This is a genomic window from Runella rosea (assembly GCF_003325355.1).
Lineage (GTDB): Bacteria > Bacteroidota > Bacteroidia > Cytophagales > Spirosomataceae > Runella > Runella rosea.
Genome location: NZ_CP030850.1, coordinates 5,015,712 through 5,038,500 on the forward strand (window position 1 = coordinate 5,015,712; position 22,789 = coordinate 5,038,500).

20 protein-coding genes are annotated in these 22,789 nt (G+C 45.5%); 6 read left to right on the plus strand and 14 right to left on the minus strand.

Annotated elements, in window-relative coordinates; all coding sequences use genetic code 11:
* Window positions 1-339 precede the first annotated feature (339 nt).
* From DR864_RS20835 to DR864_RS20850, 4 genes are all read left to right on the plus strand, one after another.
* On the plus strand, window positions 340-1,734 hold the full coding sequence (locus tag DR864_RS20835) for an aldehyde dehydrogenase family protein (protein WP_114068783.1): 1,395 nt from the start codon (window positions 340-342) through the stop codon (window positions 1,732-1,734).
* A 143-nt stretch (window positions 1,735-1,877) separates the two neighbouring features.
* Window positions 1,878-2,600: a glutamine amidotransferase-related protein gene (locus DR864_RS20840; protein WP_229599432.1), complete on the plus strand. Its 723-nt coding sequence runs from the start codon at window positions 1,878-1,880 to the stop codon at window positions 2,598-2,600.
* Between the two features lie 19 nt (window positions 2,601-2,619).
* A complete protein-coding gene (locus DR864_RS20845; RefSeq protein WP_162794011.1) occupies window positions 2,620-3,210 on the plus strand; it encodes a hypothetical protein in 591 nt (196 codons plus the stop codon).
* Window positions 3,211-3,302: 92 nt separating this feature from the next.
* The gene (locus DR864_RS20850; protein ID WP_114068785.1) at window positions 3,303-4,079 is read left to right on the plus strand and encodes a 3-keto-disaccharide hydrolase; all 777 of its coding nucleotides are present in this window, start codon (window positions 3,303-3,305) and stop codon (window positions 4,077-4,079) included.
* Between the two features lie 200 nt (window positions 4,080-4,279).
* On the opposite strand, the gene DR864_RS20855 is transcribed toward DR864_RS20850, so the two are convergent.
* The 11 genes from DR864_RS20855 to nirB all read right to left on the minus strand — a co-directional run bounded on the left by DR864_RS20855 (window position 4,280) and on the right by nirB (window position 16,785).
* Entirely contained in the window at window positions 4,280-5,374 is a 1,095-nt protein-coding gene (locus tag DR864_RS20855; protein WP_114068786.1) for a hypothetical protein, read from the minus strand.
* Window positions 5,375-5,392: 18 nt separating this feature from the next.
* Window positions 5,393-6,187: a GLPGLI family protein gene (locus DR864_RS20860; RefSeq protein ID WP_114068787.1), complete on the minus strand. Its 795-nt coding sequence runs from the start codon at window positions 6,185-6,187 to the stop codon at window positions 5,393-5,395.
* 21 nt (window positions 6,188-6,208) lie between these two features.
* Complete coding sequence (locus DR864_RS20865; protein ID WP_114068788.1) at window positions 6,209-9,073, minus strand: TonB-dependent receptor domain-containing protein; 2,865 nt, start codon at window positions 9,071-9,073, stop codon at window positions 6,209-6,211.
* Window positions 9,074-9,341: 268 nt separating this feature from the next.
* Window positions 9,342-9,809 (minus strand): 30S ribosomal protein S7, encoded by a 468-nt coding sequence (gene rpsG / locus DR864_RS20870; protein ID WP_114068789.1) that lies wholly within the window; start codon window positions 9,807-9,809, stop codon window positions 9,342-9,344.
* A 130-nt stretch (window positions 9,810-9,939) separates the two neighbouring features.
* Window positions 9,940-10,362: a 30S ribosomal protein S12 gene (gene rpsL / locus DR864_RS20875; RefSeq protein ID WP_114068790.1), complete on the minus strand. Its 423-nt coding sequence runs from the start codon at window positions 10,360-10,362 to the stop codon at window positions 9,940-9,942.
* A 122-nt stretch (window positions 10,363-10,484) separates the two neighbouring features.
* Window positions 10,485-10,862, minus strand: coding sequence for a rhodanese-like domain-containing protein (locus tag DR864_RS20880; protein WP_114068791.1), 378 nt, complete (start codon window positions 10,860-10,862; stop codon window positions 10,485-10,487).
* Window positions 10,863-10,896: 34 nt separating this feature from the next.
* Window positions 10,897-11,703, minus strand: a complete 807-nt coding sequence (locus DR864_RS20885) for a sulfite exporter TauE/SafE family protein (protein WP_205319148.1) — start codon at window positions 11,701-11,703, stop codon at window positions 10,897-10,899.
* Between the two features lie 74 nt (window positions 11,704-11,777).
* Window positions 11,778-12,431 carry a response regulator gene (locus tag DR864_RS20890; RefSeq protein WP_114068793.1) on the minus strand — a complete coding sequence of 218 codons (654 nt, stop codon included), beginning with the start codon at window positions 12,429-12,431 and terminating at the stop codon, window positions 11,778-11,780.
* 10 nt (window positions 12,432-12,441) lie between these two features.
* Window positions 12,442-13,878 carry an ATP-binding protein gene (locus DR864_RS20895; RefSeq protein ID WP_114068794.1) on the minus strand — a complete coding sequence of 479 codons (1,437 nt, stop codon included), beginning with the start codon at window positions 13,876-13,878 and terminating at the stop codon, window positions 12,442-12,444.
* 11 nt (window positions 13,879-13,889) lie between these two features.
* Window positions 13,890-14,228, minus strand: a complete 339-nt coding sequence (gene nirD, locus DR864_RS20900; protein WP_114068795.1) for a nitrite reductase small subunit NirD — start codon at window positions 14,226-14,228, stop codon at window positions 13,890-13,892.
* 37 nt (window positions 14,229-14,265) lie between these two features.
* Complete coding sequence (gene nirB, locus DR864_RS20905; protein ID WP_114068796.1) at window positions 14,266-16,785, minus strand: nitrite reductase large subunit NirB; 2,520 nt, start codon at window positions 16,783-16,785, stop codon at window positions 14,266-14,268.
* 393 nt (window positions 16,786-17,178) lie between these two features.
* Here nirB and cobA point away from each other — a divergent pair, with 393 nt between their 5' ends.
* Window positions 17,179-17,940: a uroporphyrinogen-III C-methyltransferase gene (gene cobA, locus DR864_RS20910; RefSeq protein ID WP_114068797.1), complete on the plus strand. Its 762-nt coding sequence runs from the start codon at window positions 17,179-17,181 to the stop codon at window positions 17,938-17,940.
* Window positions 17,941-17,952: 12 nt separating this feature from the next.
* Entirely contained in the window at window positions 17,953-19,107 is a 1,155-nt protein-coding gene (locus DR864_RS20915; protein WP_114068798.1) for an alpha/beta hydrolase family protein, read from the plus strand.
* A 68-nt stretch (window positions 19,108-19,175) separates the two neighbouring features.
* Here the strand turns inward: DR864_RS20915 and DR864_RS20920 are convergent, their stop codons facing one another.
* From DR864_RS20920 to DR864_RS20930, 3 genes are all read right to left on the minus strand, one after another.
* Window positions 19,176-20,336, minus strand: coding sequence for a trans-sulfuration enzyme family protein (locus DR864_RS20920; protein ID WP_114068799.1), 1,161 nt, complete (start codon window positions 20,334-20,336; stop codon window positions 19,176-19,178).
* Window positions 20,337-20,461: 125 nt separating this feature from the next.
* Window positions 20,462-21,865 (minus strand): sensor histidine kinase, encoded by a 1,404-nt coding sequence (locus DR864_RS20925; protein ID WP_114068800.1) that lies wholly within the window; start codon window positions 21,863-21,865, stop codon window positions 20,462-20,464.
* The gene (locus DR864_RS20930) at window positions 21,865-22,539 is read right to left on the minus strand and encodes a winged helix-turn-helix domain-containing protein (protein ID WP_114068801.1); all 675 of its coding nucleotides are present in this window, start codon (window positions 22,537-22,539) and stop codon (window positions 21,865-21,867) included. The genes DR864_RS20925 and DR864_RS20930 overlap by 1 nt, the downstream gene beginning before the upstream one ends.
* Window positions 22,540-22,789 lie beyond the last annotated feature (250 nt).

Consider the following 22,789-nt stretch of genomic DNA (forward strand, 5'->3'; position numbering starts at 1 on the left):
TTGCCATGGTGCGCTTGGTCGTAATACCATAGAGGTCATCACACAAGCACCGTCGCTTTTCCCTTTGCACGTACCCTGTGCTTGTATTAAATTGTCGGCTAAATTCTCAATCAAAACAGCTGTTTCTTGCGCTAGTGAGCAATACGTTTGAAAAGGAGCTAAAAGATTTTTAGAGTGTAGTTAGATGTGCCTCCCCAAAATGCCAACTAGACTTGGCATTTTGGGGATAGCCTAATCTTTTCTTGCAACGGTAGTATTAAAAGAAAGGCTTCATGCTTCTGAAAACTAAAATATTTTAAAAATTAGCCGTAATTTTCGGCCCTACTTTTTACCGAACAAATGAAAACATTTCAAGTCATTTCTCCCGTTGATGGCTCCGTGTATGTGGAGCGCGAATATAGTACTGCAACTCAGATTGAAAGCATTTTGGCAAATGCCAAAGCGGCTCAAAAAATGTGGAAAAACGTTCCGCTACGCGAACGAATTACCATTTGCGAAAGAGCCCTAGATTATTTCTTGACCCATGCCGATGCCATTGGCGAAGAGCTCACATGGCAAATGGGCCGCCCGATTGGATACACTCCTAATGAAATCCGCCGTGGCTTTCAGGAGCGCGCCCGTTACATGATACAAGCCGCGATTGGTGCCTTGTCGGATGTGCCGGTTTCAGAAAAAGAAGGTTTTCAGCGTTTTATCCGCCGCGAAGCCCTCGGAACGGTGTTTGTGGTGGCTCCGTGGAATTACCCCTATTTAACATCGGTCAACGTGGTTATTCCTGCAATATTAGCGGGTAACACTGTGATACTCAAACACGCGCAGCAAACGCCGCTTTGTGCTGAGCGTTATGCGGCGGCGTTTAAAGCGGCTGGTTTGCCCGAAGGTGTTTTTCAATATCTTCACACCACCCACGATTACGTGGCCCGTATGATTGCCGACCCTCGCGTAGATTTTGTAGCCTTCACGGGTTCTGTTTCGGGTGGTCATGCGGTGCAGCGTGCGGCAGCGGAGCGTTTTATTGCCACAGGTTTGGAGCTGGGTGGAAAAGACCCTGCCTACGTGCGCGCAGATGCTCCTCTTGCTTTTGCAGTGGAAAACTTGGTCGATGGGGCGCTCTTCAATTCAGGACAATCATGCTGCGGTATTGAGCGTATTTATGTTCACGAAAAAGTCTATGATGAATTTGTTCAGGGTGCGGTAGCCCTTGTTAATCAGTACATACTGGGCAATCCGTTGGAAGCGGGCGTACATCTTGGGCCGATGGTGCGTACCTCAGCGGCTGAGTTTGTACGCGGTCAAATACGCGAAGCCGTCAGTCAGGGCGCAGACGCCTTAATTGACCCGTCGGGTTTTCCATTGAATCAAGTAGGAACGCCCTATTTGGCACCGCAATTGTTGGTCAATGTCAACCATTCTATGCGTATTATGAATGAAGAGACTTTTGGGCCAGCCGTTGGAATTATGAAAGTGAGCGGCGACGAAGAAGCCATTCGACTCATGAACGACAGCGACTACGGCCTCACGGCGTCGGTTTGGACGAGTGATGCCGATGCTGCGTTGCACATTGGGAACCAAATTGAAACGGGAACGTGGTTTATGAACCGCTGCGATTACCTCGACCCCGAGCTTGCCTGGACGGGAGTGAAAGACTCTGGCCGTGGTTGTACTTTATCGGCGTTGGGCTATGAAGCCTTGACCAGGCCGAAATCGTTTCATTTGAGAGTTGATGGGTATTAAGCTTTTTCCAAAAGCTTAATATAAACGGATATCAAAAACCAAAAAGCTTGCCTTATTCTGCTGAAAGTGCCTAAGTGCCTATTGTAAAGGAGGTGTAAAACCGCTTTTAGATGCTTTCAGCAGGATAAATAAACGCATAATCTGTGACAAAAATAAAAATTGGCCTGTTAGAATGTGACCATGTGCGGGATGAATTTCGGCACATTGCGGGCGACTACCGCGACATGTTTCCCGCGTTGTTTATGCCTTTGGCTCCCGAATGGGAATTTGTATTTTATGACGTCGCCAACGGCCATTTTCCAGCGTCCGTTGACGAATGCGACGTTTATCTATGTACGGGTTCTAAATCTTCTGTTTATGACGATGAGCCGTGGATTCGTGACTTAAAAGCGTTTTTTCGTCAGATATTTGCCCAACAAAAAATCTTTTTAGGGGTGTGTTTTGGACACCAGATGTTGGCCGAAGCCTTGGGCGGAAAAGTGCAGAAGTCGGCGGTGGGTTGGTGCGTAGGAATTCACGAATTTAAGATGTTAGACGGAGAAAGAACCGCTTGGATGAATCCGCCGAAGGAAAGCTTGAATCTGCTGATGATGTGTCAGGACCAAGTGCATCAGTTGCCACCTGATAGTACGATATTAGCCTCAGCGGATGATTGCCCTGTAGCCATGTTTCGCGTAGGAGAGCGGATGCTGGGCGTGCAGGCGCATCCCGAGTTTCCGCTACCGTATGAAGAGGCCCTTATGCGCTCTCGGGTGGAGCGAATTGGTGCCGAAAAAACGGCCAAAGGGCTCGAAAGTTTAAGCCGGCCTTTACACAGCACTTTGATGGCACAATGGATGGTGGCGTTTGTAAAGTCTGTTTTATGATGCTTTTTCAATTATTCAAATGATGATTGCCCAATTTCAGGTAAGTGAGTTAGCGGAATTTCTTAAATATGGTATTTCGGGATTGAGTGCCATTGCTTTTATCTTGTCGTTTTACCTGTTGAGCCGCGAGAGCAGTCGGGCTAAGCCACGAGCCGAAATGCTGCGCTCTATTCGAATGTTCATGGGGTTGACGCTCGTACTGGGGTTGGTTTCGGGCGTAGCCGCCATTCTGAACCCCAAAGACCCTGCCCTTGAAGCCGCCAAGAAACCCGTCAAAAAAGCATCATTGGTGAGCAAGATAGTAAAGCCACGTGCGGTCTGGAACATTGAATTGTTTTACGAGGCAGGGGCTAAACCGCTCGCCCAGCAACTCATTGACGAACTACAAGCCTACAAAGATTATAGTGTCAAAATGACCGCGTTGACGGCTCCTCGAAAAAAAGAACTTAAAATAAATGGGAGTCAGATTAGGTATGAACTCGTTGAAAAAGAGGCCGCTAATCAGCTTCATAAGCGTTTGGATAAGATTCTTCCGCAGGATGTTAACCTAAATCTCAAACAAATCACCTCTACCTCTCCCAATTATTTAAGCATCTTTGTGTGCGATTAATGGTTTTGGTACGTTAAAAAACACCTTCCAGATTCTTTCGTACTGTAAGAAGTATTTTTAGTAATTAAATTTTCAATAATCATAAAACAAAGATGAAGAAAACGTTCATAACCCTTTCTTTACTGGCTTGTGCCGCAGCTGGATTTGCTCAGACTCCTGGTGGTACACCTCCGGCGGTTTCTCCCATGCCGATGAAGCCCGAAATGACCGAAATCTGGGAACCCGAAGTAGGGGTCGTAACGCCGGGTAAAAATGCGGGAGATGCTCCATCAGACGCTATCGTACTTTTCAACGGGAAAGACCTTTCGCAGTGGGTTTCTGCCAAAGATGGTGGGCCAGCTCCCTGGAAAATTGTGAATAATGACTACTTGGAAGTAGTTCCTAAAAGCGGCGATATCAAAACCAAAATGAAGTTTGGTGACTGCCAACTGCACCTGGAATTTAGCGCGCCTGATGTAGTAGAAGGTGCAAGTCAAGGTCGTGGAAACAGTGGGGTGTTTTTTCAAGATCGTTATGAACTCCAAATTCTGGATTCGTATCAAAACCGTACCTATCGAAACGGACAGGCTGGAAGTATCTACAAAGACCACGCGCCGCTCGTGAACCCCATGCGTGGGCCGCTGGAGTGGAACGTCTACGATGTGGTATATACCGCCCCTCGCTTCAAAGCAGATGGTCGTATTGATGCACCTGCACGCATCACGGTATTTTTGAATGGAGTACTGGTTCAAAACAACACAACCATCAACGGATTAACGCTTTACATTGGTTTGCACCACTATCCTGAAGCACACGGCGACGACGTGATTCACCTCCAAGATCACAATAATAAAACGCAGTTCCGTAATATCTGGGTGAGAAAACTGTAATTTCAGATTTACGAAATCAAACAAAAAGGGTCGAATATTCGACCCTTTTTGTTTTAATAAGCCATGTAAAATGAGCTCTACTTTTAACTTTTACATTTTCGGTTCCTCATGATTCTGTTATTCAATTCCACGAGAACCATACTTTAAAATTTTACATTTTTCGCGCGGCCGATTTCTATGGTTTATCACTTTTGGGTTCTTTACAACCCTGTTATCTCCTTCAATTTCTCAAAAAAACCTCGTTTACGCGGGGAGCTTATTTGCCAATTGACTGGTACCGATTGATAGCCTTCGTCGAAACCTTCGTCTTTCATTCGATAATCAAAAAATCCCCATGAGGCATAGACGCTGGTGGCTGCTACGAAGTTGTTCATGGGTTTCTCAAAGTTGAAGTGGTCGTCTTCATTAAACACAATCGGCATGGGGCGATAACCCGCAACAGCGCGCGTTTTGTTGACCATATCGACAATCTTGGCGGGGTCGCTGACGCCATTACCGTGAAGCAGTAAAAAATCCGCTTCACGTACTACATTTTCCTTCGGAATGGCACCGCCGCCGTAGCTCGTGCTGACCAATAATCGACGCCCTTTTACCTTTTTACGCTTCACTCGTTGCATCAGTTCATGGACTCGCTCAGGTTGCAGAATGGCGTGGTCGTAGCGGATATTGCACTCGTTGTTAATCTCAATCAATACATTTTGATAGCCTGCTTCCAAGAGCCAATCGGTAGCGTTATCCACTGCTCTGATTATGGCTGTTTCATCTTTCAAGCGTTCATCTTGGCCGAAATAGAAGAAGCCTACAATGGCAATCATACCCAGCTCATCGGCGCGGTCAAGGATTTTTTTGAGGCGATTCCAATAATACGGGTTCCAGCTTCCATCCTCGTTAAATGCCGAATTGTGCCAAGGTTGGTCTTTAGAATACCCTTGCGGACTGCCTCCTTGCAAGTTGAGCGTAAAGGCCAACAGCCCGTGTTGTTTCCAAACGGGCATGGCGGCCAAAAACTCGTTAGTGTTGCGGTCGGCGTCCCATTGTTTGGTGTCAGGATACGCCCACTGTGTGCGGGTTTCGGGGTTGCGGTCGTCAAACGTGGCCTGTACCATACGTGAATTGGGCAACAAGCCTTCTATTTTATAGCCGTTCCAGACGCGCCCCTTAAAAGTGGGCTTTCCATTGATGCAAAATTGTTCTCCAACGATGGAGATTTTTGTGTTTCGTTTGGGAGGTTTGGCCGTAGCTGCCAGCCAAAATATACTGAACAATACAATCGCAAACCGTTGGAGAAAAGCCATATTTTGGGGTACCAGATGTTAGTATCTGATTGACCAATAAGGGTTTCGTTGGGCTTTTATACTGTCAAAAATGTGTTTTTTGAGCATCTGGTCGTAGTCGTTATTTTTGATTTTTTTACCCTTCATTTTGGGTAAAGCAAGTTCTTTATCTACGTTTTTTAGCTCCACCTTTTGGGCTGCCACAATCACATCGCCGTCGTTGATGTCCAGTTCTAAAATGAGTCCTGGCAAACCAAAATAGCGCTCAGGCCCCGCTGGCACGGGAATGTCCTGCGCAAACCACGCCGTAATTTTGTGGTTTTTGATGGCATCAAAGGTTTCGGCTTTCATACAAACGTAGCCTGCCACATCCTTGATTTGATTTTGAATGCGCCAATTGTACGTCATCAACGAATCTTCGAGCAGGTAGGTTTTGCCCAACATTTCGTGATTTTCAATGAGTTTTTCCTGCTCAAAATTACGATGAATCAGGTAATCGCTCTGACGCCACGAATACCGCCCATCTTCTGTTTGACCTTGGTCGCTAAAATAAGTGTAAATGCTCTGCTTATCGTTGAACGTCAACTTCATTTTGGTCCCAGGGCCATCTTCTTCGTTGCCCCATGTCAATTTCATGCGGTCTTTTTCTTCCTTACTCAAAAATGTGAGGCGCGAGTTGACTTTCGTCCAGTAATATTTATACTCGTAAGTCACCATGCCTTCGGTTTGTTGAGCTTTGGCCGAGATGGAAAAACCTAGGCTTATGAGCGCCAGAATGGCAAATCCTGACTGGCGAAGTTGATAGCGAACAGTGGATAGTTTTATATTTTTCATTTTTCGGTTTTCGTTTTCGGTTTAGAAGAATCCGCCTCTGCGTTTGATGTTGGTATTCATGCCGCGCATATTGTACGTAAAGCTCAACATTCCGTAGCGGGCCAAGGTCTGAATACGCTCCTGCGATACGTAATTTTGGTTGGCAAACTGACTCACACCTAAGTTGCGATTAAAGACATCATAGATAGAAAGTCTGATTTCAGCTTTCTTGGCTTTGCCCAGAATTTTATAAATCGACGTGTTTAGAATCGGCACTTGCTGGTTAAAACCAAAACGCTCGTTTTTGTAAATTTGGTAATTGAGGTTGGAATTGATGAAGAAATCTTTGGGCAAGCGGATGTTCATCGTACCCCCGTAGCTGTGGTTTACAATTTGCTGATTTTGACCAGTGTTGATGGAATAACGCGTATTGCTGACGCTCCAGTTGGCGTTGGCGAAAATCGTAAAATTGTCGCTTGGGGTCAAATCAAGTCGCGTTCCAAAGCGATAACTATCGGTGTTGGTTTGGTTAAGTACACCGTTGATGGGCGTGAGGTTTTTGCTGAAACCCGGGTTGAAGTTAATGTTCATCGACGCTTTGGTTTTCTTGATCGGAAATCCAAAGCCGATATAAGAACCAATGTTTTGGCCGCCCGTGATATTTACTGGTTTGGTCACCGTAATCAACGTTGTAGCGTCAACTTGCTGGTTATAAACGACTTGATTTACATTGTATGAGTAATACATGTTTACGTTGACGTTCATAAAACTCGCGGGGTTAAACATGTTGTACCCAAAATTGATGTTATGATTGACCGTCGGTAACAAATCTGGATTTCCTTGACGGATAATCAGCGGGTTGCTGTTGTCAATGACGGGTTGTAAATCACGGGTCGAAGGCTGACTCACGCTCACATCATAGCCCGACCACAAATACCGGTTATTTTTGAGGTCATAATTTAACGAAGCGTTGGGTATCCACGTCGTAAACCGGCGATTGATGTTGATAAAAGAAGCTGGGTTTTGGCCAAGCGCAAATTTACCGTCAATTTGGAAGCTCTGCACCGCCAATCCTCCTGAAAAATTGAGTCCTTTGTAGGAGTACCGCACACTGCTTCCAATCCGGGCGTAGTTGTAGTTATTTTTATAAAAACTGCTTAAACTATCGACGGGAGTACGGCGACCGTTGTCTTTGGCGAGGTCAAATACGTCGCGGTCTACGTTGTCGGAACGGTAGCTCAGGTTAACAAAACTTTCCCAGAAAAAACGTTTGGCAAACGGCTCCACAAACAGCAAACTAGACTTTAGCTGGCTTACTCGGCTGCCGGTGTTGTTGGTTAAATCCAACATGCGGCGCAAAACGTCGGTGGGGTCGGTGGCGTTGTAAAATAAGTTGAGCGATTTTTGGTCGGCAATTCCGTCGTTGTTGGTAAAGTTATAGGAAGCACTAGCGGCAAAACTCCGTCCTTTGTTTTTCTTAAATTTTAAGCGGTAAATCAACGTGTTGGCGGTCTCAATTTTATCCACGTTGGTGGCATTATTGATGGTGGTTTCGTTGGATTTGAGGTTGTTATTCCTAAAAAACTCTTGTAAACTGTTCAGTCGGGTATCACCTACGTTATAGCGGCTGTTATTGGTGAAAATAAAGGTATTGAGTGAGTCAAGGGTTTGTTCATGGCGGAATGCGAGTCGGTGATTGCCGATGAAATTGATTTGGCTGCTTTCTTCTTCAGTCTTAAAAGAACCGTTTTGTAGGAAGTTCTCGCGGTTGCGCACAGCATCCAATACCTGCCGGGTAGAGTTGTAATAATAGCTGGCGTTGGTCTTGATTTTTTTGGTGTTGTAATTGTAGTTGATACCGCCCGCAATGTTGTTGGAGTAACCGCGACCGTTGCCGCCGCCGACTGGAATGCTCAGTCCGCCGTCGTCGTCACCGCCAATGATGATGAATCGACCGCCGCCGCCACCAAAACCAAAATCGCCGTTGTCGTTCCAACTATTGAAGGAGCTACTGCCTCTAAAGTCTTGATAATCATCCCATGACATTCCAGTTTGGTTGGTGTTATTGGTCAATCCTATGACAGAAAACTGGTTTTTATCGTCAAACTTATTGTAATTTCCTTTGATTTCGCCGCGCGGTCCAGCATTGCCGTTGCCGTCAGCTCCCAATCCAGCGGTCAGTTTACCAAAACCTCCTTTCTTAAACCCTTCTTTGAGTTCGAGGTTGACCGTTTTTTCTTGCTTGCCGTCGTCTACGCCGGTCACTTTTGATTGCTCGGTCTTGTCGTTGAAAATCTGCACTTTGGTGATGGCATCGGCGGGAAGGTTTTGGGTGGCCATTTTAGGGTCGCTCCCGAAGAAACGTTTTCCATCAACGGTAACTTTCTGTACTTGCTGGCCTTGGGCAATGATGTTGCCGTTTTGGTCTACCTGCACGCCGGGAAGCTTGCGTAATAAATCTTCGACCGTTGAGCCTGGAGGTACTTTGAACGACGCGGCGTTGTATTCAATCGTATCTCCTTTGATACTCAGCGGTGCGCGGGCCGTTTTGATGACCACCTCAAAGAGCTCTTTGGTAATGGCTTTTAATTTGAGGGTTCCTAAGTCGACGATTTCTTTGTCTCCAAAAACAATGTCTTGTTGGAAAGGAATGTAGCCGACGTACGAGATTTTAAGCAGATAATCTCCGCGCTTTACATTGCGCATGGCAAAGGCACCTTTGTCGTTGGTGCGGGTGAAATTGACCAGTGAGGAATCTTTGCGCTGGAGTAGCATCACCGTGGCCGAGCCCAGGGGGGTAGATGATGTGTCGGCAGTAATACCTTGAATTTGAAAGCGATTGGGTGTTTGAGCATACAATACACTCATGCATGGCCACAGTAGGGCCAAAAGGAGAAGTTTACGCATGGCTGTTTAGGTAAAGGTTTAAATTAAGGATGGATGGATGGTGATGGTGTATTTTTCACGGCTACTATTATGGTGTAAACGTACTAAAGATTTAGTTTATTGTCAAAATTATTTAGAAATTTTTATATTAAAGAATGTTGTATATTATTAAAATACTGTAAAAACAGGCATCAACGACTACTTGATTTTGATAAAAAGGTTACAGCAAGGCATAAAAAAAGAGCCAACTCTTTCGAGAAGGCTCTTTTTTGTATCTTCTTTCCTATTACTAGAAACGGAAGTGCGAGAACGCCTTGTTGGCTTCAGCCATACGGTGCGTATCATCTTTTTTCTTTACAGAAGCACCTTCACCTTTTGAAGCGGCGATGATTTCAGCGGCCAAACGATCACGCATGGTTTTTTCACCGCGTAAACGAGCGTATTTGATCATCCATTTCATTCCCAACGCAATTTTACGGTCAGGACGAACTTCGGTAGGAACCTGGAAGTTGGCACCACCTACACGGCGGCTTTTTACTTCTACAGCAGGCATTACGTTGTTCAACGCTTTGCGCCAGATTTCAAGACCGCTTTCGCTAAGACGTTTTTCGGCAATTTCCAACGCGCCGTAGAAAATATCATAGGCGGTGCTTTTTTTGCCTTGCAACATCAAGTTGTTTACAAACTTGGTTACCATTACGTCCCTGTATTTAGGGTCAGGTAATAGGTATCTTTTTTTCGGTTTTGCCTTTCTCATTGTACTGAGTTGTTAATGTAGGTTTCGTTTTTCAACTGATTCACCCCGAACGTTTGCCCGGGATTACTACCCTTTTATGCTATTGTACTGTATTACGCAAACAAAAAGGACGAGCGACTAAACGCTCAAATTACTTCTTCTTCTTAGCCGGAGCGCCTTTTCCTGCGGGTGCTACCTGACCTGGTTTCGGACGTTTTGCTCCGTAGAGTGAGCGGCTTTGCTTACGACCGTTTACACCAGCAGTATCAAGCGCACCACGAACTACGTGATAACGTACCCCTGGAAGGTCTTTTACACGACCACCACGCACCAATACGATTGAGTGCTCTTGGAGGTTGTGTCCTTCGCCTGGGATGTAAGCGTTGACTTCCTTCATGTTTGATAAACGTACACGCGCTACTTTGCGCAAAGCCGAGTTTGGCTTCTTCGGGGTCGTTGTGTATACACGCGTGCATACACCGCGACGTTGTGGGCACGAATCTAAGGCCGGAGACTTAGATTTCCACGTCATTTGTTCACGTCCTTTGCGTACTAACTGTGAAATAGTTGGCATTTTATGCTGGTTTTTTCAAAAATGGTTATACCACCCCAAAAATGGGAGTGCAAAAATAGTGGGTTTTTGCGGGAATGCAAAAATTAAGAGAGAAGTTTTTTGAAGAACCTGTGGGTGAGCGATTATTTGATGCCTTCTTTGGCCAAATCGGCATAGCCGGCACCTTGGAGGTTATAAATTTCTTTGAAACCTGCTTCTTTCAGGATTTTGGAAGCTTTGGCGCTGCGGCCGCCGGCTGCACAATACACAAATACGGGTTTTGATTTATCCAACTTCTCGACTTGCTGTTTAAAATCAGCGTCCATAAAGTTAACGCATTTGGAGGACTCGATTTTTCCAGCGTTCCATTCGTTGGGCGTGCGTACGTCTAGTAATTGTGCCTTGGGTGTTTCCTTGAATTTTTGAACGAAGGCTTTGGTTTCAAGATTTGTTTGGGCAAAAACGCCGTTAAGGCAACTTACGGCGGTTAGCAAAATGCAAGATAAAAGAAACGATTTCATATCAAAATAAAGTTAAAATGATGGTTTTGAAATATTACCTCAAAAATAGTTCTTTAAAAATAATGAAGGCCCCCATCAAGAGAATAAAATAACCAAAAATGGGTTTGAGTCTTTCGCCGCTGATTTTGTGGGCTATTGAGCTGCCCGTTAAAATTCCCGTAATGGCGATGGTTGAAAAGTACACTAGAAAGCGCCAGTCAATGAGCTCATGCAATTGATAGTCGCGCCAAAAACCCATAAAAGAATTGGCAGTAATGATTACCAACGAGGTGCCTACTGCTTTTTTCATGGGGAGATTTGCCATCAGAACCAATGCTGGAATAATTAAAAAGCCACCTCCTGCGCCCAAAAGTCCCGTTATGCATCCTGCCAGAATCCCTTTTATGGATAAAGAAAATAAGTTGTAAGAGGTACTTCCTAACGTAGTATTTTCTTCTGTGGTTTCTTCTTGGTCTCTGACCATGAAAAAAGAAGCAATGAGCATAAGCACGGCAAACAGAAGCAATAAAAATAAGGATTTGGTAAGTATGAAATCCCCCAGTTGAAAAATAACGGGCGGGATAAGTGGGAGGAGGAAAGACCGAGTCAGATAAACAGCGGTCAGCGAGGGAATCCCGAAAACCAGCGTGGCGGGCCAGTGAATATTGCCAGCACCGGCGCGTACAGTTGCGCCTACCAAACTCGTAATTCCTACAATGAAAAGCGAGTAAGTAGTAGCAATGAGGGTATCGATGTAAAATAAGTAAACGAGAATGGGCACGGTAAGAATGGAGCCACCACTCCCCACAAGGCCCAGCGACAGTCCCATTAAAAATGCTCCGATGAAGCCTGCGATTTCCATTTTGTAAACGTTGCCCCGAACGATGCACCACAACCTGCGTGTCTTGGGGCCGAACGTTGACTATGTTTCCAAAATTAGAGTAATTTTTCTTCCAAAGCCAGTTTGACGAGTTCAGCGGCGTTGTGTACCTGAAGGCGGCGCATCATGTTGGCGCGGTGATTGTCGACGGTACGAACGCTTAAATCCAGTTGGTCGGCAATTTGGCGACTACTCATTCCTTCTACCAACAATCGCAATACTTCTCTTTCTTTTTTGGATAAAAGCGTTTTGCGCGATTCGGTTGCTTTTTCAACCTTCTGTACCTGAGAGAGATATCCGCTTACAATCACGCTCGCCACGGATGCGTTGAAGTATTTCTCTCCATTTTTGACGGCATGAAGGGCGGTCAGAATCTCGTCGCGGGTGGCATCTTTGAGCAAATAACCATACGCGCCTGCTTCAACGGATTTAAGGATATATGCGTCGTCGTTGTGCATGGAGAGAATAATGGGCCGGATATTGGTCCACTGCTTCGTTACTTTTTTAATCAACTCAATTCCCGAGATACCCGGCATTGAGATGTCAACGAGGATAATTTGTGGTTTGAGAAGGGGGATTTTTTCGAGGGCTTCTTCGCCGTTGGAGGCTTCGCCGATGACCTCTACTTCGTCGGTGTTTTCTAAAATAGACCGTAGGCCATTTCGAACAATGGTGTGGTCGTCTACGAGTAGTACTTGGATTTTCTTCATCGTTTGTTGATTATAATTGGGGTATTTGTGCAATGACTTCGGTGCCGCGCCCGATGGCTGAGTTGATTTTCAATACACCATCGAGCAAATGCGCACGTTCGTGGAGGTTACGTAGGCCATTGGTGGAAGAGTTGGGAGCATTTGATTTTTTTCGAGCAGCATTAAAACCCTTGCCATTGTCGGTTACCCGTAAGGTTACTTTTTTATTTCCCAGCGAAACATCCAAGTTGATTTGTGTTGCTTCTGAATGTTTTACAGCGTTATTGATGGCTTCCTGCGCAATTCTGTACAAACCTATTTCAACATTCCTGTCCAAACGTTTTTCCTTCAAATTAGACGTAAAAGTCATCTGAGCATTTGTATTTCGCGCGGTTGAATCCATCAATTGTTTCAGGGCCAAGTCGATGCCAAAATCATTGAGTACTGTTGGCATTAGGTTGTGGGAGATGGTTCGGACTTCCTGAATTGTTTGACTAATAACGGTACGCAAATCCTGCGCATTGCGGAGGTCTCGTGGGCTCCATTCTTTGGTTTCGCCAAAATTTTCAGCAATGAGTTTTAGGCCCGTAAGCATTTGTCCTACTCCGTCGTGCATTTCTTTGGAGAGACGTTTGCGTTCTTCTTCCTGTCCTTGCAAAAGCGCCGAAGCCCGAATTTTATGCTCTTTGATTTCTTGCTGGTGACGGAGTTGGGTGGCTTCCAATAGCTGTGCCTGCGTGTCGCGCAGTTGTTGATACGCTTTTTGAAGTTCCCGATTGGCAATCATCGTGTTTTCGCGTGCATCCATCAATTGGATGATTGTTTCGCGTAATTTTCCCACGGCTGGGCGGAAAATAAACAACCCCTCCAACAATAGTATAACCAACGTAAAAGCCATCAGCCATAGTTCAATACGACGAAGGCGAGTTACTTTTTCTTTTGCTTCTTTATCGTATTGGAATACGATTTGATTCATTTTGTGTAAAAAAATCAGTTCGTGCGCAAAAATATTACGAACTGATAAGTCAATGCTGGCCGAGTCTCCAGGTTTTTCCATCCACTTCAGTACCGAATGTGCATTTTGTTGAATGGCCCTGAAATGAGGTTCTATATCGACAAACATTGCCTTTACGGTGTCACTATTAATGTACGTGGCCGAAATATCCCGTAGGTTGCCCGTTTGGAGTTGGTCTTGGTGGTCTTCCCAATCGGCCAATACGCGTTTAAACTCTTTCAATTGAGTGCTTTGGTCGGCCAAATCGGGACGTTGGGTGAGGAGCAGGGCGGTTTTGGCAATCAGCTGACTTTGAAAACGCTGCCGCCCTGCAAAATTGACCAGCCAAGAGTCATTCAGGCCGTCTTTAAGGGTATTTTGGACCAAGATTTGCCCCAATATCGTTAAAAAAGCAACTAACGATAAAGCCGTGATGTACAATCGGGTGAACCGCTTGGGAATACGTATGGGCATAATTTATGGTTTTAGACGCCAATAAAAACGAATCCGTCTTCTACTTTGACGGGGTACACATTGATGCAATAGTCTTCGCCTTGCAGGTTGAGGCCTGTTTCGAGCGAAAAAGTTTTTTTATGAAATGGGCACGCTACTTTAGGATGCCCCTGTTGGTCGCCAAGCATTCCTCGGCTCAAAATCATCTGGTGTTTGTGAGGGCATTCGTTGTCGGTGGCATACCATTTGTCCAATTGTTTGAAATGGAACACCGCAATTTGCCGGTCATTGTATTTTACGCAGGCTCCGCCATTTTCGGGAAATGCGGCTATCGGTGCCGCTTTAAACCAAGTTGTATGTTGAGTTGTCATGAGAATTGTCGAATAAATGATGATTAGATACGTTTTTTTACCAGTCCGACGGACGTTTTTGGCCTCTCATTTCTACAAATTCAAGGGTTGGGTCGGCTTCCTCTGAATTGACAAAGTGGGTAAACCGCGCCCGTATTTCGGGGGTTTCGACGGCCACTCGCCATTCGTCATGGTACGTCTCAATCAAGTATTCCATTTCTTTTTCCAGCTCCGCACAAATCCCGAGACTGTCGTTGATAATCACGTCGCGTAGGTACTCCAGCCCGCCTTCTAGTTTGTTAAACCACGTGGCGGTGCGTTGGAGTGGCTCGGCGGTTTTGATATAAAACATCAAAAACCGGTCTATGTACTTGATGCAGGTGTCGTCGTCGAGGTCGCTTGCAAAAAGCACGGCGTGTTGGGGCTTGATGCCCCCATTGCCGCAGAGGTACAAGTTCCAGCCTTTTTCGGTCGCTATAATGCCAAAGTCTTTGCTTTGTGCTTCGGCGCATTCTCGGGTACAACCCGATACCGCACTCTTAAGCTTGTGGGGCGCACGAATTCCCTTATAACGATTCTCAATTCTAACTGCATACCCTACGGCGTCTTGCACGCCAAAACGGCACCATGTATTGCCAACACAGCTTTTTACCGTGCGCAGAGCTTTGCCGTAGGCGTGCCCGCTTTCAAACCCTACGTCAATCAGTTCTTCCCAAATAAAAGGAAGTTGCTCTACGCGTGCACCAAATAAATCAACTCGCTGCCCGCCGGTGATTTTGCAATAAAGATCGTATTTTTTAGCAACGGTTCCGAGGGTAATCAACTGGTCAGCAGTGATTTCGCCGCCAGGCACGCGCGGTACGACCGAATACGTGCCACCGCGCTGAATGTTGGCTAGGTATCGGTCATTGGTGTCTTGAATAACGGCTTGCTTGGCAATCACGTCATTGTAAATACTCGCCAGCATAGAAGCTACTGCAGGCTTGCAAACTTCGCAGCCACAGCCTTTCCCGTGTTTTTCTATGACTTCGTCGAAGGTACGCGTACCCGACATTTTGATGAGGTGATACATTTCCTGACGTGAGTAGTCAAAATGTTCACACAATACTTTTTTGACCGTTTTGCCCTGTTTTTTAAGGGTTTCGGTCAATAAATCCGATAGCATCGGAACGCAGCCTCCGCAACCCGTACCTGCCTTGGTGCATTTTTTAATGGCCGCTACATCGCCCAGATTCTGTCCTTCAATGGCTTCGCAAATGGTGCCTTTCGTAATGTTTTCGCAGGAACAAATGCTTGCGTCGTCGGGTAAGGAAGCTACACCCATGCCTGCACCAGCGCTTTCGCCTTTTCGGACGGGCATGACCAAGTCTTCGGGATTGGGCGGTAAAATCAGTTGATTTTTGACCATTTGCAGCAGCATATTATAATTGTCTGCTTCGCCAACCAGAATTCCACCTAAGAGGTGTTTTCCGTCGGTGGTTATGTTGAGGCGTTTGTAAACACCTTTGAGTTTATCTTCCACCACGATGGTATCGTGCGGTGTATTCTCGCAGAAAGGTTCCCCGAAACTGGCTACGTCGACTCCAATCAATTTAAGTTTGGTCGACATATCAAATGCGTGAAAGGATTTAACGTCTCCTTTTTTGGCAACAGACAGCGCGAGATTATTGGCTACTACTTCGGCCATTTCGTATCCAGGCGCTACTAGTCCGTAAATCATTCCTTTGTGCAGAGCACATTCGCCGATGGCATAAATATCGGAATCGGTGGTTTGTAGTTCGTCGTTGACCATGATTCCACCCCGGGGGCCAACGCCCAAGCCAGCTTGTTTGGCCAGTTCGTCGCGGGGGCGAATACCCGCCGAAACCACTACCATATCCACCTCCAACGAGGTGTTATCCACAAAGGCAAGCCCTTTTACATTGGATTCGCCTTCAAAATGCGCTGTATTTTTATTAAGGTGAATTTGAATCCCCAAGGCTTCCATTTTACGTTTGAGCATTCCCGCACCAGCGGCGTCCAATTGCCGTGGCATGAGGCGCGGAGCAAACTCAATAACGTGGGTTTCGAGGCCAAGGTCGAGGGTGGCTTTGGCGGCTTCTAACCCCAAAAGTCCACCACCAATTACCGCCGCTCGGCCAGCTCCCTGCGCATAACTTATAATGGCGTCCAAATCTTCGATGGTGCGATAGACAAAAACGCCTTCTTTTTCTACGCCGGGTACAGGGGGGGCAAACGCGGAAGAGCCCGTAGCGAGAATGAGCTTGTCGTACTCGATTTTTCGCCCAGTGTGGGTCATTACGTAACGCGCTTCGGGATGGATGTGCAATACGCACTCTCCCGTGAGGAGTTGAATGCCATTTTCGGCGTACCAACTTGCGGGTGCCATTGTAAGCTCGTCGACCGACGTGCCTGAGAAATAAGCGGAAAGATGAACCCGATCGTACGCCGGCCGAGGTTCTTCGCCGATTACCGTGATAGAAAACGAGCCGCCACCCGCTTTATTCAGCAACTTTTCGCAGAACTTATAGCCTACCATTCCGTTGCCTACTACCACTACCTTTTGAGGTTGTGCCATGAAAATGTTGTTTTGAGAATCCCTAATTACTCTTTATTATTTACTGCTTTTTATTGAAATAGTTAAATTAAAGTTTGTTTTATCTTAAAACTAAAAATTGTAATTTTTGCAAAAAAATAGAATAAAACAGATATTATTGAATGTTGTTTTTGCAAAAATAGTAGTGTTGTTTAAATTATTACTTAAAAATAATACTTAATTTCTCAAAATTCACTATTTTTGATTAAATATTTTTTAAAATGTGTACTTAGCAAAATAATATTTCAATAAAGTATTTATAAAGTACAAAAAGCGTTTGTGTAAGCATTAAAAGTAAGTCCAGAAAATACTCAGTAGAGAAAGGGTGGCGGCCCTATTTTCGGATGCATTCATTTTAAACAAATGGGATTAACGATGAAACCAAAATTAACACTTGTAGGAGCAGGTCCGGGAGACCCTGAGCTCCTCACTCTCAAAGGACTTAAAGCTATTCAATCGGCAGATGTGGTACTGTATGATGCACTCGTTTCTACCGAACTTCTCACGTACGCGCCAGCCCACGCCCGTATCGTATTTGTTGGCAAGCGTCGCGGGCGTTGTGAGTTTGTCCAGCAGGATTTGAATCAGCTCATTGTAGATTATGCCCTCAACTACGGCCATGTGGTTCGGCTCAAAGGCGGCGACTCGTTTGTGTTTGGACGCGGTTATGAAGAAATTGTTTTTGCGCAAGATTTCGGTATTGAGACCACCGTTGTGCCGGGCATTTCAAGTAGTATTGCTGTACCAGCCTTGGCAGGTATTCCGCTGACGTGCCGTGGGGTGAGCGAAAGTTTTTGGGTATTGACTGGAACCACAAAAAATCATACACTTTCTAAAGATGTAGCCAAAGCGGCTCAAAGCTCCGCTACCTTGGTTGTTTTGATGGGAATGCAGCATTTGGCGCAAATCGTGGCTGAACTTGCTGGTGCTGGCAAGGGCGATACGCCCGTAGCCATCATCCAAAACGGCAGTACGTCCGAAGAAAAAATAGGGTTGGGAACGGTTAACTCCATCGTTGAAGTTGTTGAAAAAGAGACATTGGCAAACCCCGCGATTATCGTAATCGGCGAAGTAGTGCGACTGCACCCCTCTTATGAAAAAGGTAGAATGGAGGTGCTTTCGGCTTTGGGTTACTAAAAACCCCTCTGTATGAAACGCCTTTTATTATTGCTTACTATCTCCGTGGTTTGTCAGCTTTCGTATGCCCAAGCGGCGCCTGAACTTTGTCAAGGTGCGTATTTTACCGAGCCTCAGGGAAAAGATTTTTTGGGACAGCACGTACCTGCGTCCAAACAAGAATGGGAAACCAGAGCGCAACAAATCAGGAATCGTATCTTAGAAGGCAGCGAATTGCAAAAAATGCCTCCGCGTCCTGTCTCAAAGCCGATGATTCACAGTCGGAGAGAGATGGATGGGTATACCATTGAAAATGTGGCATTTGAGAGCATAGATGGGTATTATGTAACGGGCAATCTCTATAAACCACTGAACCAAAAAGGCCCTTTTGCGGCCATACTGTGTCCGCACGGGCATACCGCCAAGCCAGATGCACGTTTTCTGGAACCGATGCAGTTTCGTTGTGCCAATCTGGCCCGAATGGGCGCGGTGGTGTTTGCTTACGATATGATTGGGTACAGCGATTCGCAACTGAGCACGCACAAAATTCCCAAAGCCTTTAAACTTCAGACCATCAACAGCATTCGAGCATTAGATTTTTTATTGGCACAACCCAATATTGATAAGAATCGGGTAGGGGTAACGGGAGAATCGGGTGGAGGAACGCAGACTTTTATGCTCACGGCGTTGGACCCTCGTATCAAAGTTTCGGTGCCAGTGGTGATGGTATCAGCGCACTTTTTTGGCGGCTGTGTGTGCGAAAGCGGGATGCCCGTTCATAAAAAAGGGAACTTTCAAACCAATAACGTAGAAATTGCCGCCTTGGCGGCCCCGCGCCCCATGTTGTTGGTGTCGGACGGTGCCGACTGGACTAAAAATAATCCCGAGGTGGAGTATCCACATTTGCAAAAAATCTACGGATTATATGGCAAAGAAAATTTGGTTGAAAATGTACACCTCCCCAACGAAAAGCACGATTACGGCCCTTCAAAACGCGCGGCGGCCTATCGGTTTTTAGCCAAACATTTAAAATTAGATATATCGAAAGTAACCAAAGCCGACGGAAGTATTGACGAAAGCCATGCCAAACTCCTCGACCGCAAAGACCTTGAAGTGTTTAACGAAGCCCATCCGCGTCCTACCAATGCCGTGGCTAGTGAAGAGGCTGTGATGGCGGTGTTGAAATAGTATTATATCGTGTTGGCAGACGGGCTGGGTCGGTACGCCGATGCGGCCCGTCCGACAACGCGATTTTCTCATAAACTATTCAGTGCTTGGCTCAAATCTTCAATCAGATAGTCAACTTCTTCCAGACCAATATAAAGACGCACTAGACGGTGTTCTAGATTTTTGGCATCAAATTCTTCTGGGTGTAGGCCCGCGCATTTGGGCATGATGAGTGATTCGTGGCCGCCCCAACTTACCGCTAATAGAAAGTGTTTCAGGGTTTTGGCGAACTGCTCAACCTGCTCGTATCTATCCACTTTGAGCGCAATGGTCACCAGGCCGCAAGCACCTGTCATTTGTTTTTTTGCTAATTCATACTGCGGAAAATCGGGGTCGAACGGAAAATAAACGCGCTCAATGGCGGGGTGATTTTTCAAAAAAGCGACCACTTTTTGGGTGCTTTCCGAAATATGTTTCAGTCGAATTGGCAACGTCCGTAAGCCTCTTAATAGCAACCAACCGTTAAAAGGGGATACAAAAGCACCCGTATTGAGGGCTTCACGGTCAAAAATCTGCTTTATCATGGCTTTACTGCCCGTCAAAACACCCGCTACGGTATCTGAGTGCCCGCCGATGTATTTGGTGGCCGATTGCAGAGATAGATCAATGCCGAAGCGGTGCGGTTTTTGGAAAAATGGGGAACAGTAACTATTGTCAATGATGGTGACAATACCCCGCGATTTTGCCAGTCTGGCTACGGCTTCCAAATCTTGCAGGTCAAAGGTCAGGGTATTGGGTGATTCTAAATAAATCACTCTGGTGTTAGGTTGCAGGGCAGCTTCAAAATTTTCAATCAGCGTACCGTCTACGTAAGTGGTCGAAACATTGTACCGGGGCAGAATGTTGTCAAACAATTTCCACGCCCATGTATAGGGTTTATGAACGCTCACAATGTGGTCGCCCGCCTGAACATTGGACATCACCGCGCAAAAAATGGCCGACGCGCCGCTGTTTAGCACCAAACAATCTTCGGTTTCGTCCAAGGCAGCCAATTTTTGGCGTAAAATATCGACCGTTGGGTTTACACCCCGCGAATACAGGTAGGCCGACATTTCATCTTCAAAGGCCCCACGCAGAGAAGCAAAATCATTAAAAACGAAATTGCTAGTTTGGACAATCGGCGGACTAACGGCGTTGAAATAATGCTCGCGGTCTTCGGCAAGCTCGTTGATAATGTGAGAATAGTGCATGTAAAAAGAATTTATCGCAGTAACATCCCGATGAAAATGCGAAAATAGAATACTAGGTTAATTATTAGCGCTTCTACTTACAGAAATATCCACTTGTAGGAGAGCAGTGGCTTTTGGGTTGGGGGTTATAAAGGGAGGGATATCACAAACCGAGTGCCTTTTCCGAGTTGAGAAAAAGCCCTGATACTGCCGTTATGAAGTTGAATAATTCGTTGGGTAAGGGCCAGCCCAATACCGTGCCCTTTACGAGATTTACTAGAATCGCCCCGGTAAAAAGGTTCAAAAATATGAGGTAAATCTTCTTCCGAAATACCGATGCCCCGGTCGGTAAAAGAAATACGTATGGTGTCGGAATGGGCTAGTAATGACACATTAACGCGTTGATCTTCTGAGTATTTACAGGCATTTTCCATGATGTTTTGAAAAGCCATTTGAAGCAGTGATTTATCACCTTTGATTTTAAATTCTGTTTCTTCCTCCTGCGATTCATCAAACTCTATTTGAATGTTATAGTCAGGAAATTGGATGAGCAACGATTCTCGAACCTGCCACAACAAATCATCAATATTTAACGGCCGAAAATGCAACTGAAATATGTCGTTGTTGATGCGGGCGAGTTCTAGTAGTCCATTGATTAAGTCCCGCATTTTCTTTACTTCTTCAATGGCGTCTTTGATGGTTTGTTGATAGTCTTCGACGGTTCGTTTTTGAAGCAAAGCTACTTCCAATTGCCCCATCATAATGGTGAGTGGGGTGCGTAATTCGTGCGAAGCGTGTGAAACAAAATTGCGCTGTGAGCTAAAAGCCTCCTCCAATCTACTCAGCAAATCATTGAAAGTAGCCACCAATTGTCCCAGTTCATCCTTATGACGCCGGGCTTTGAGGCGTTCGTGGATATTGCGGGCCGAAATATTCTTTACCTGTTCAATAATATCCGAAACAGGCCGTAAGGCATCACTCGCAAAAAGCCATCCTGCCAAAATAACCAACAACAAACTAACCGCCCAACCCGTAATAAGAATGTTACGTAATCTTTCCAATTTGCTGAATCCGTACACATCAATTGCGTACGCAACCACGACCAATACCTGTTTTCGTTTGTCTACGTACCTGACGCCAATGATTTCTTTATCGCCATCCCGAAGACTAAAATCAATTCCTTCTCTTGCTTGAGCCAGCAATTGAGGGGTGATGATGTAGGGCTCTTTCCCACTGTCATACACTACTTTGTTGTTGGAATCATAGACCGTCACTTCCTCTTTGTACATCGTAGTGAGGTCGTTGCGTTCGATGTCGTGTAGAAGCTCTTCGGTGATTCCCCCCACATCTTCAAACAGCCGAACCGTGGTCAAGGCTTTGTCGCGCAAGCGTTTGTTAAATTCTTGCTCTCGAAATTGATTGTATAAATAGTACACTGACAACGAAAAAGCCAGCATGATGGAAGCAACCAACACCGCAAAGAGGAGCGTGAGGCGCAGCCGAATGTTCATATTCTCATTCCAGTGGGGAACGTCCAGTATTCTTTTCATTATTCTTTGAGAATATATCCCATGCCAACGACGGTATGAATCAGCTTATGCGAAAACTCTTTGTCGATCTTTTTACGCAAAAAATTAACGTAAACATCGATGGTATTGGTGCCGGTGTCGAAATGGATATCCCAGACTTTTTCGGCAATATCTACCCGTGAAACCACCCGGCCACGGTTGCGCATAAAATATTCTAATAGGCCAAACTCTTTGGCTGTCAGTTCAATACGGTGCCCTTCTCGCCTTGCGATTCGCTCATTCAGGTCTAATTCTAAATCGGCGATTTTTAAAACATTGGTTGTGGGACCGCTTTCTGAATTTCGTTTTTGTAACGCTCGGAGCCGAACAATAAGCTCTTGAAATTCAAACGGTTTGACCAGATAATCATCAGCGCCTGATTCAAAACCCGCCAGTTTATCATTAAGTGTTCCGAGGGCGGTCAGCATCAGAATCGGAGTACGAATATTTTCCCTGCGTAACAGCGCGGCCAACTCAAAACCGTTTATTTTAGGAAGATTAACGTCCAATACAATGACGTCGTAAGGATTTGAAAGGGCTAAACTGCTGCCCATTTGTCCGTCAAAAGCTATATCTACTTCCCATGCTTGCTCTTCAAGTCCTTTTTTTATAAACCCCGCCAGTTTGGGCTCGTCTTCAACAATTAAAACTTTCATACACAAACAATTAAGTAAATGGTGGTTTTTCATTTTGGCTTCAATTTTAAAGATAAGATTTTTTCACCGAAAGTCTTACTCTTTATTTTAACGGCCTTTTAATACGAATAATAGGAAATGACAAAACCCAAACGGTCGGTTAAAAACCGTTAATCATCGGCAACTTATCGTTTTTTGTCTAATGTATTGTTTTGATACAAACTATCGCGTCTATCTTTGAGTGGAATCCGTCATAATTTTACTAAGAAAA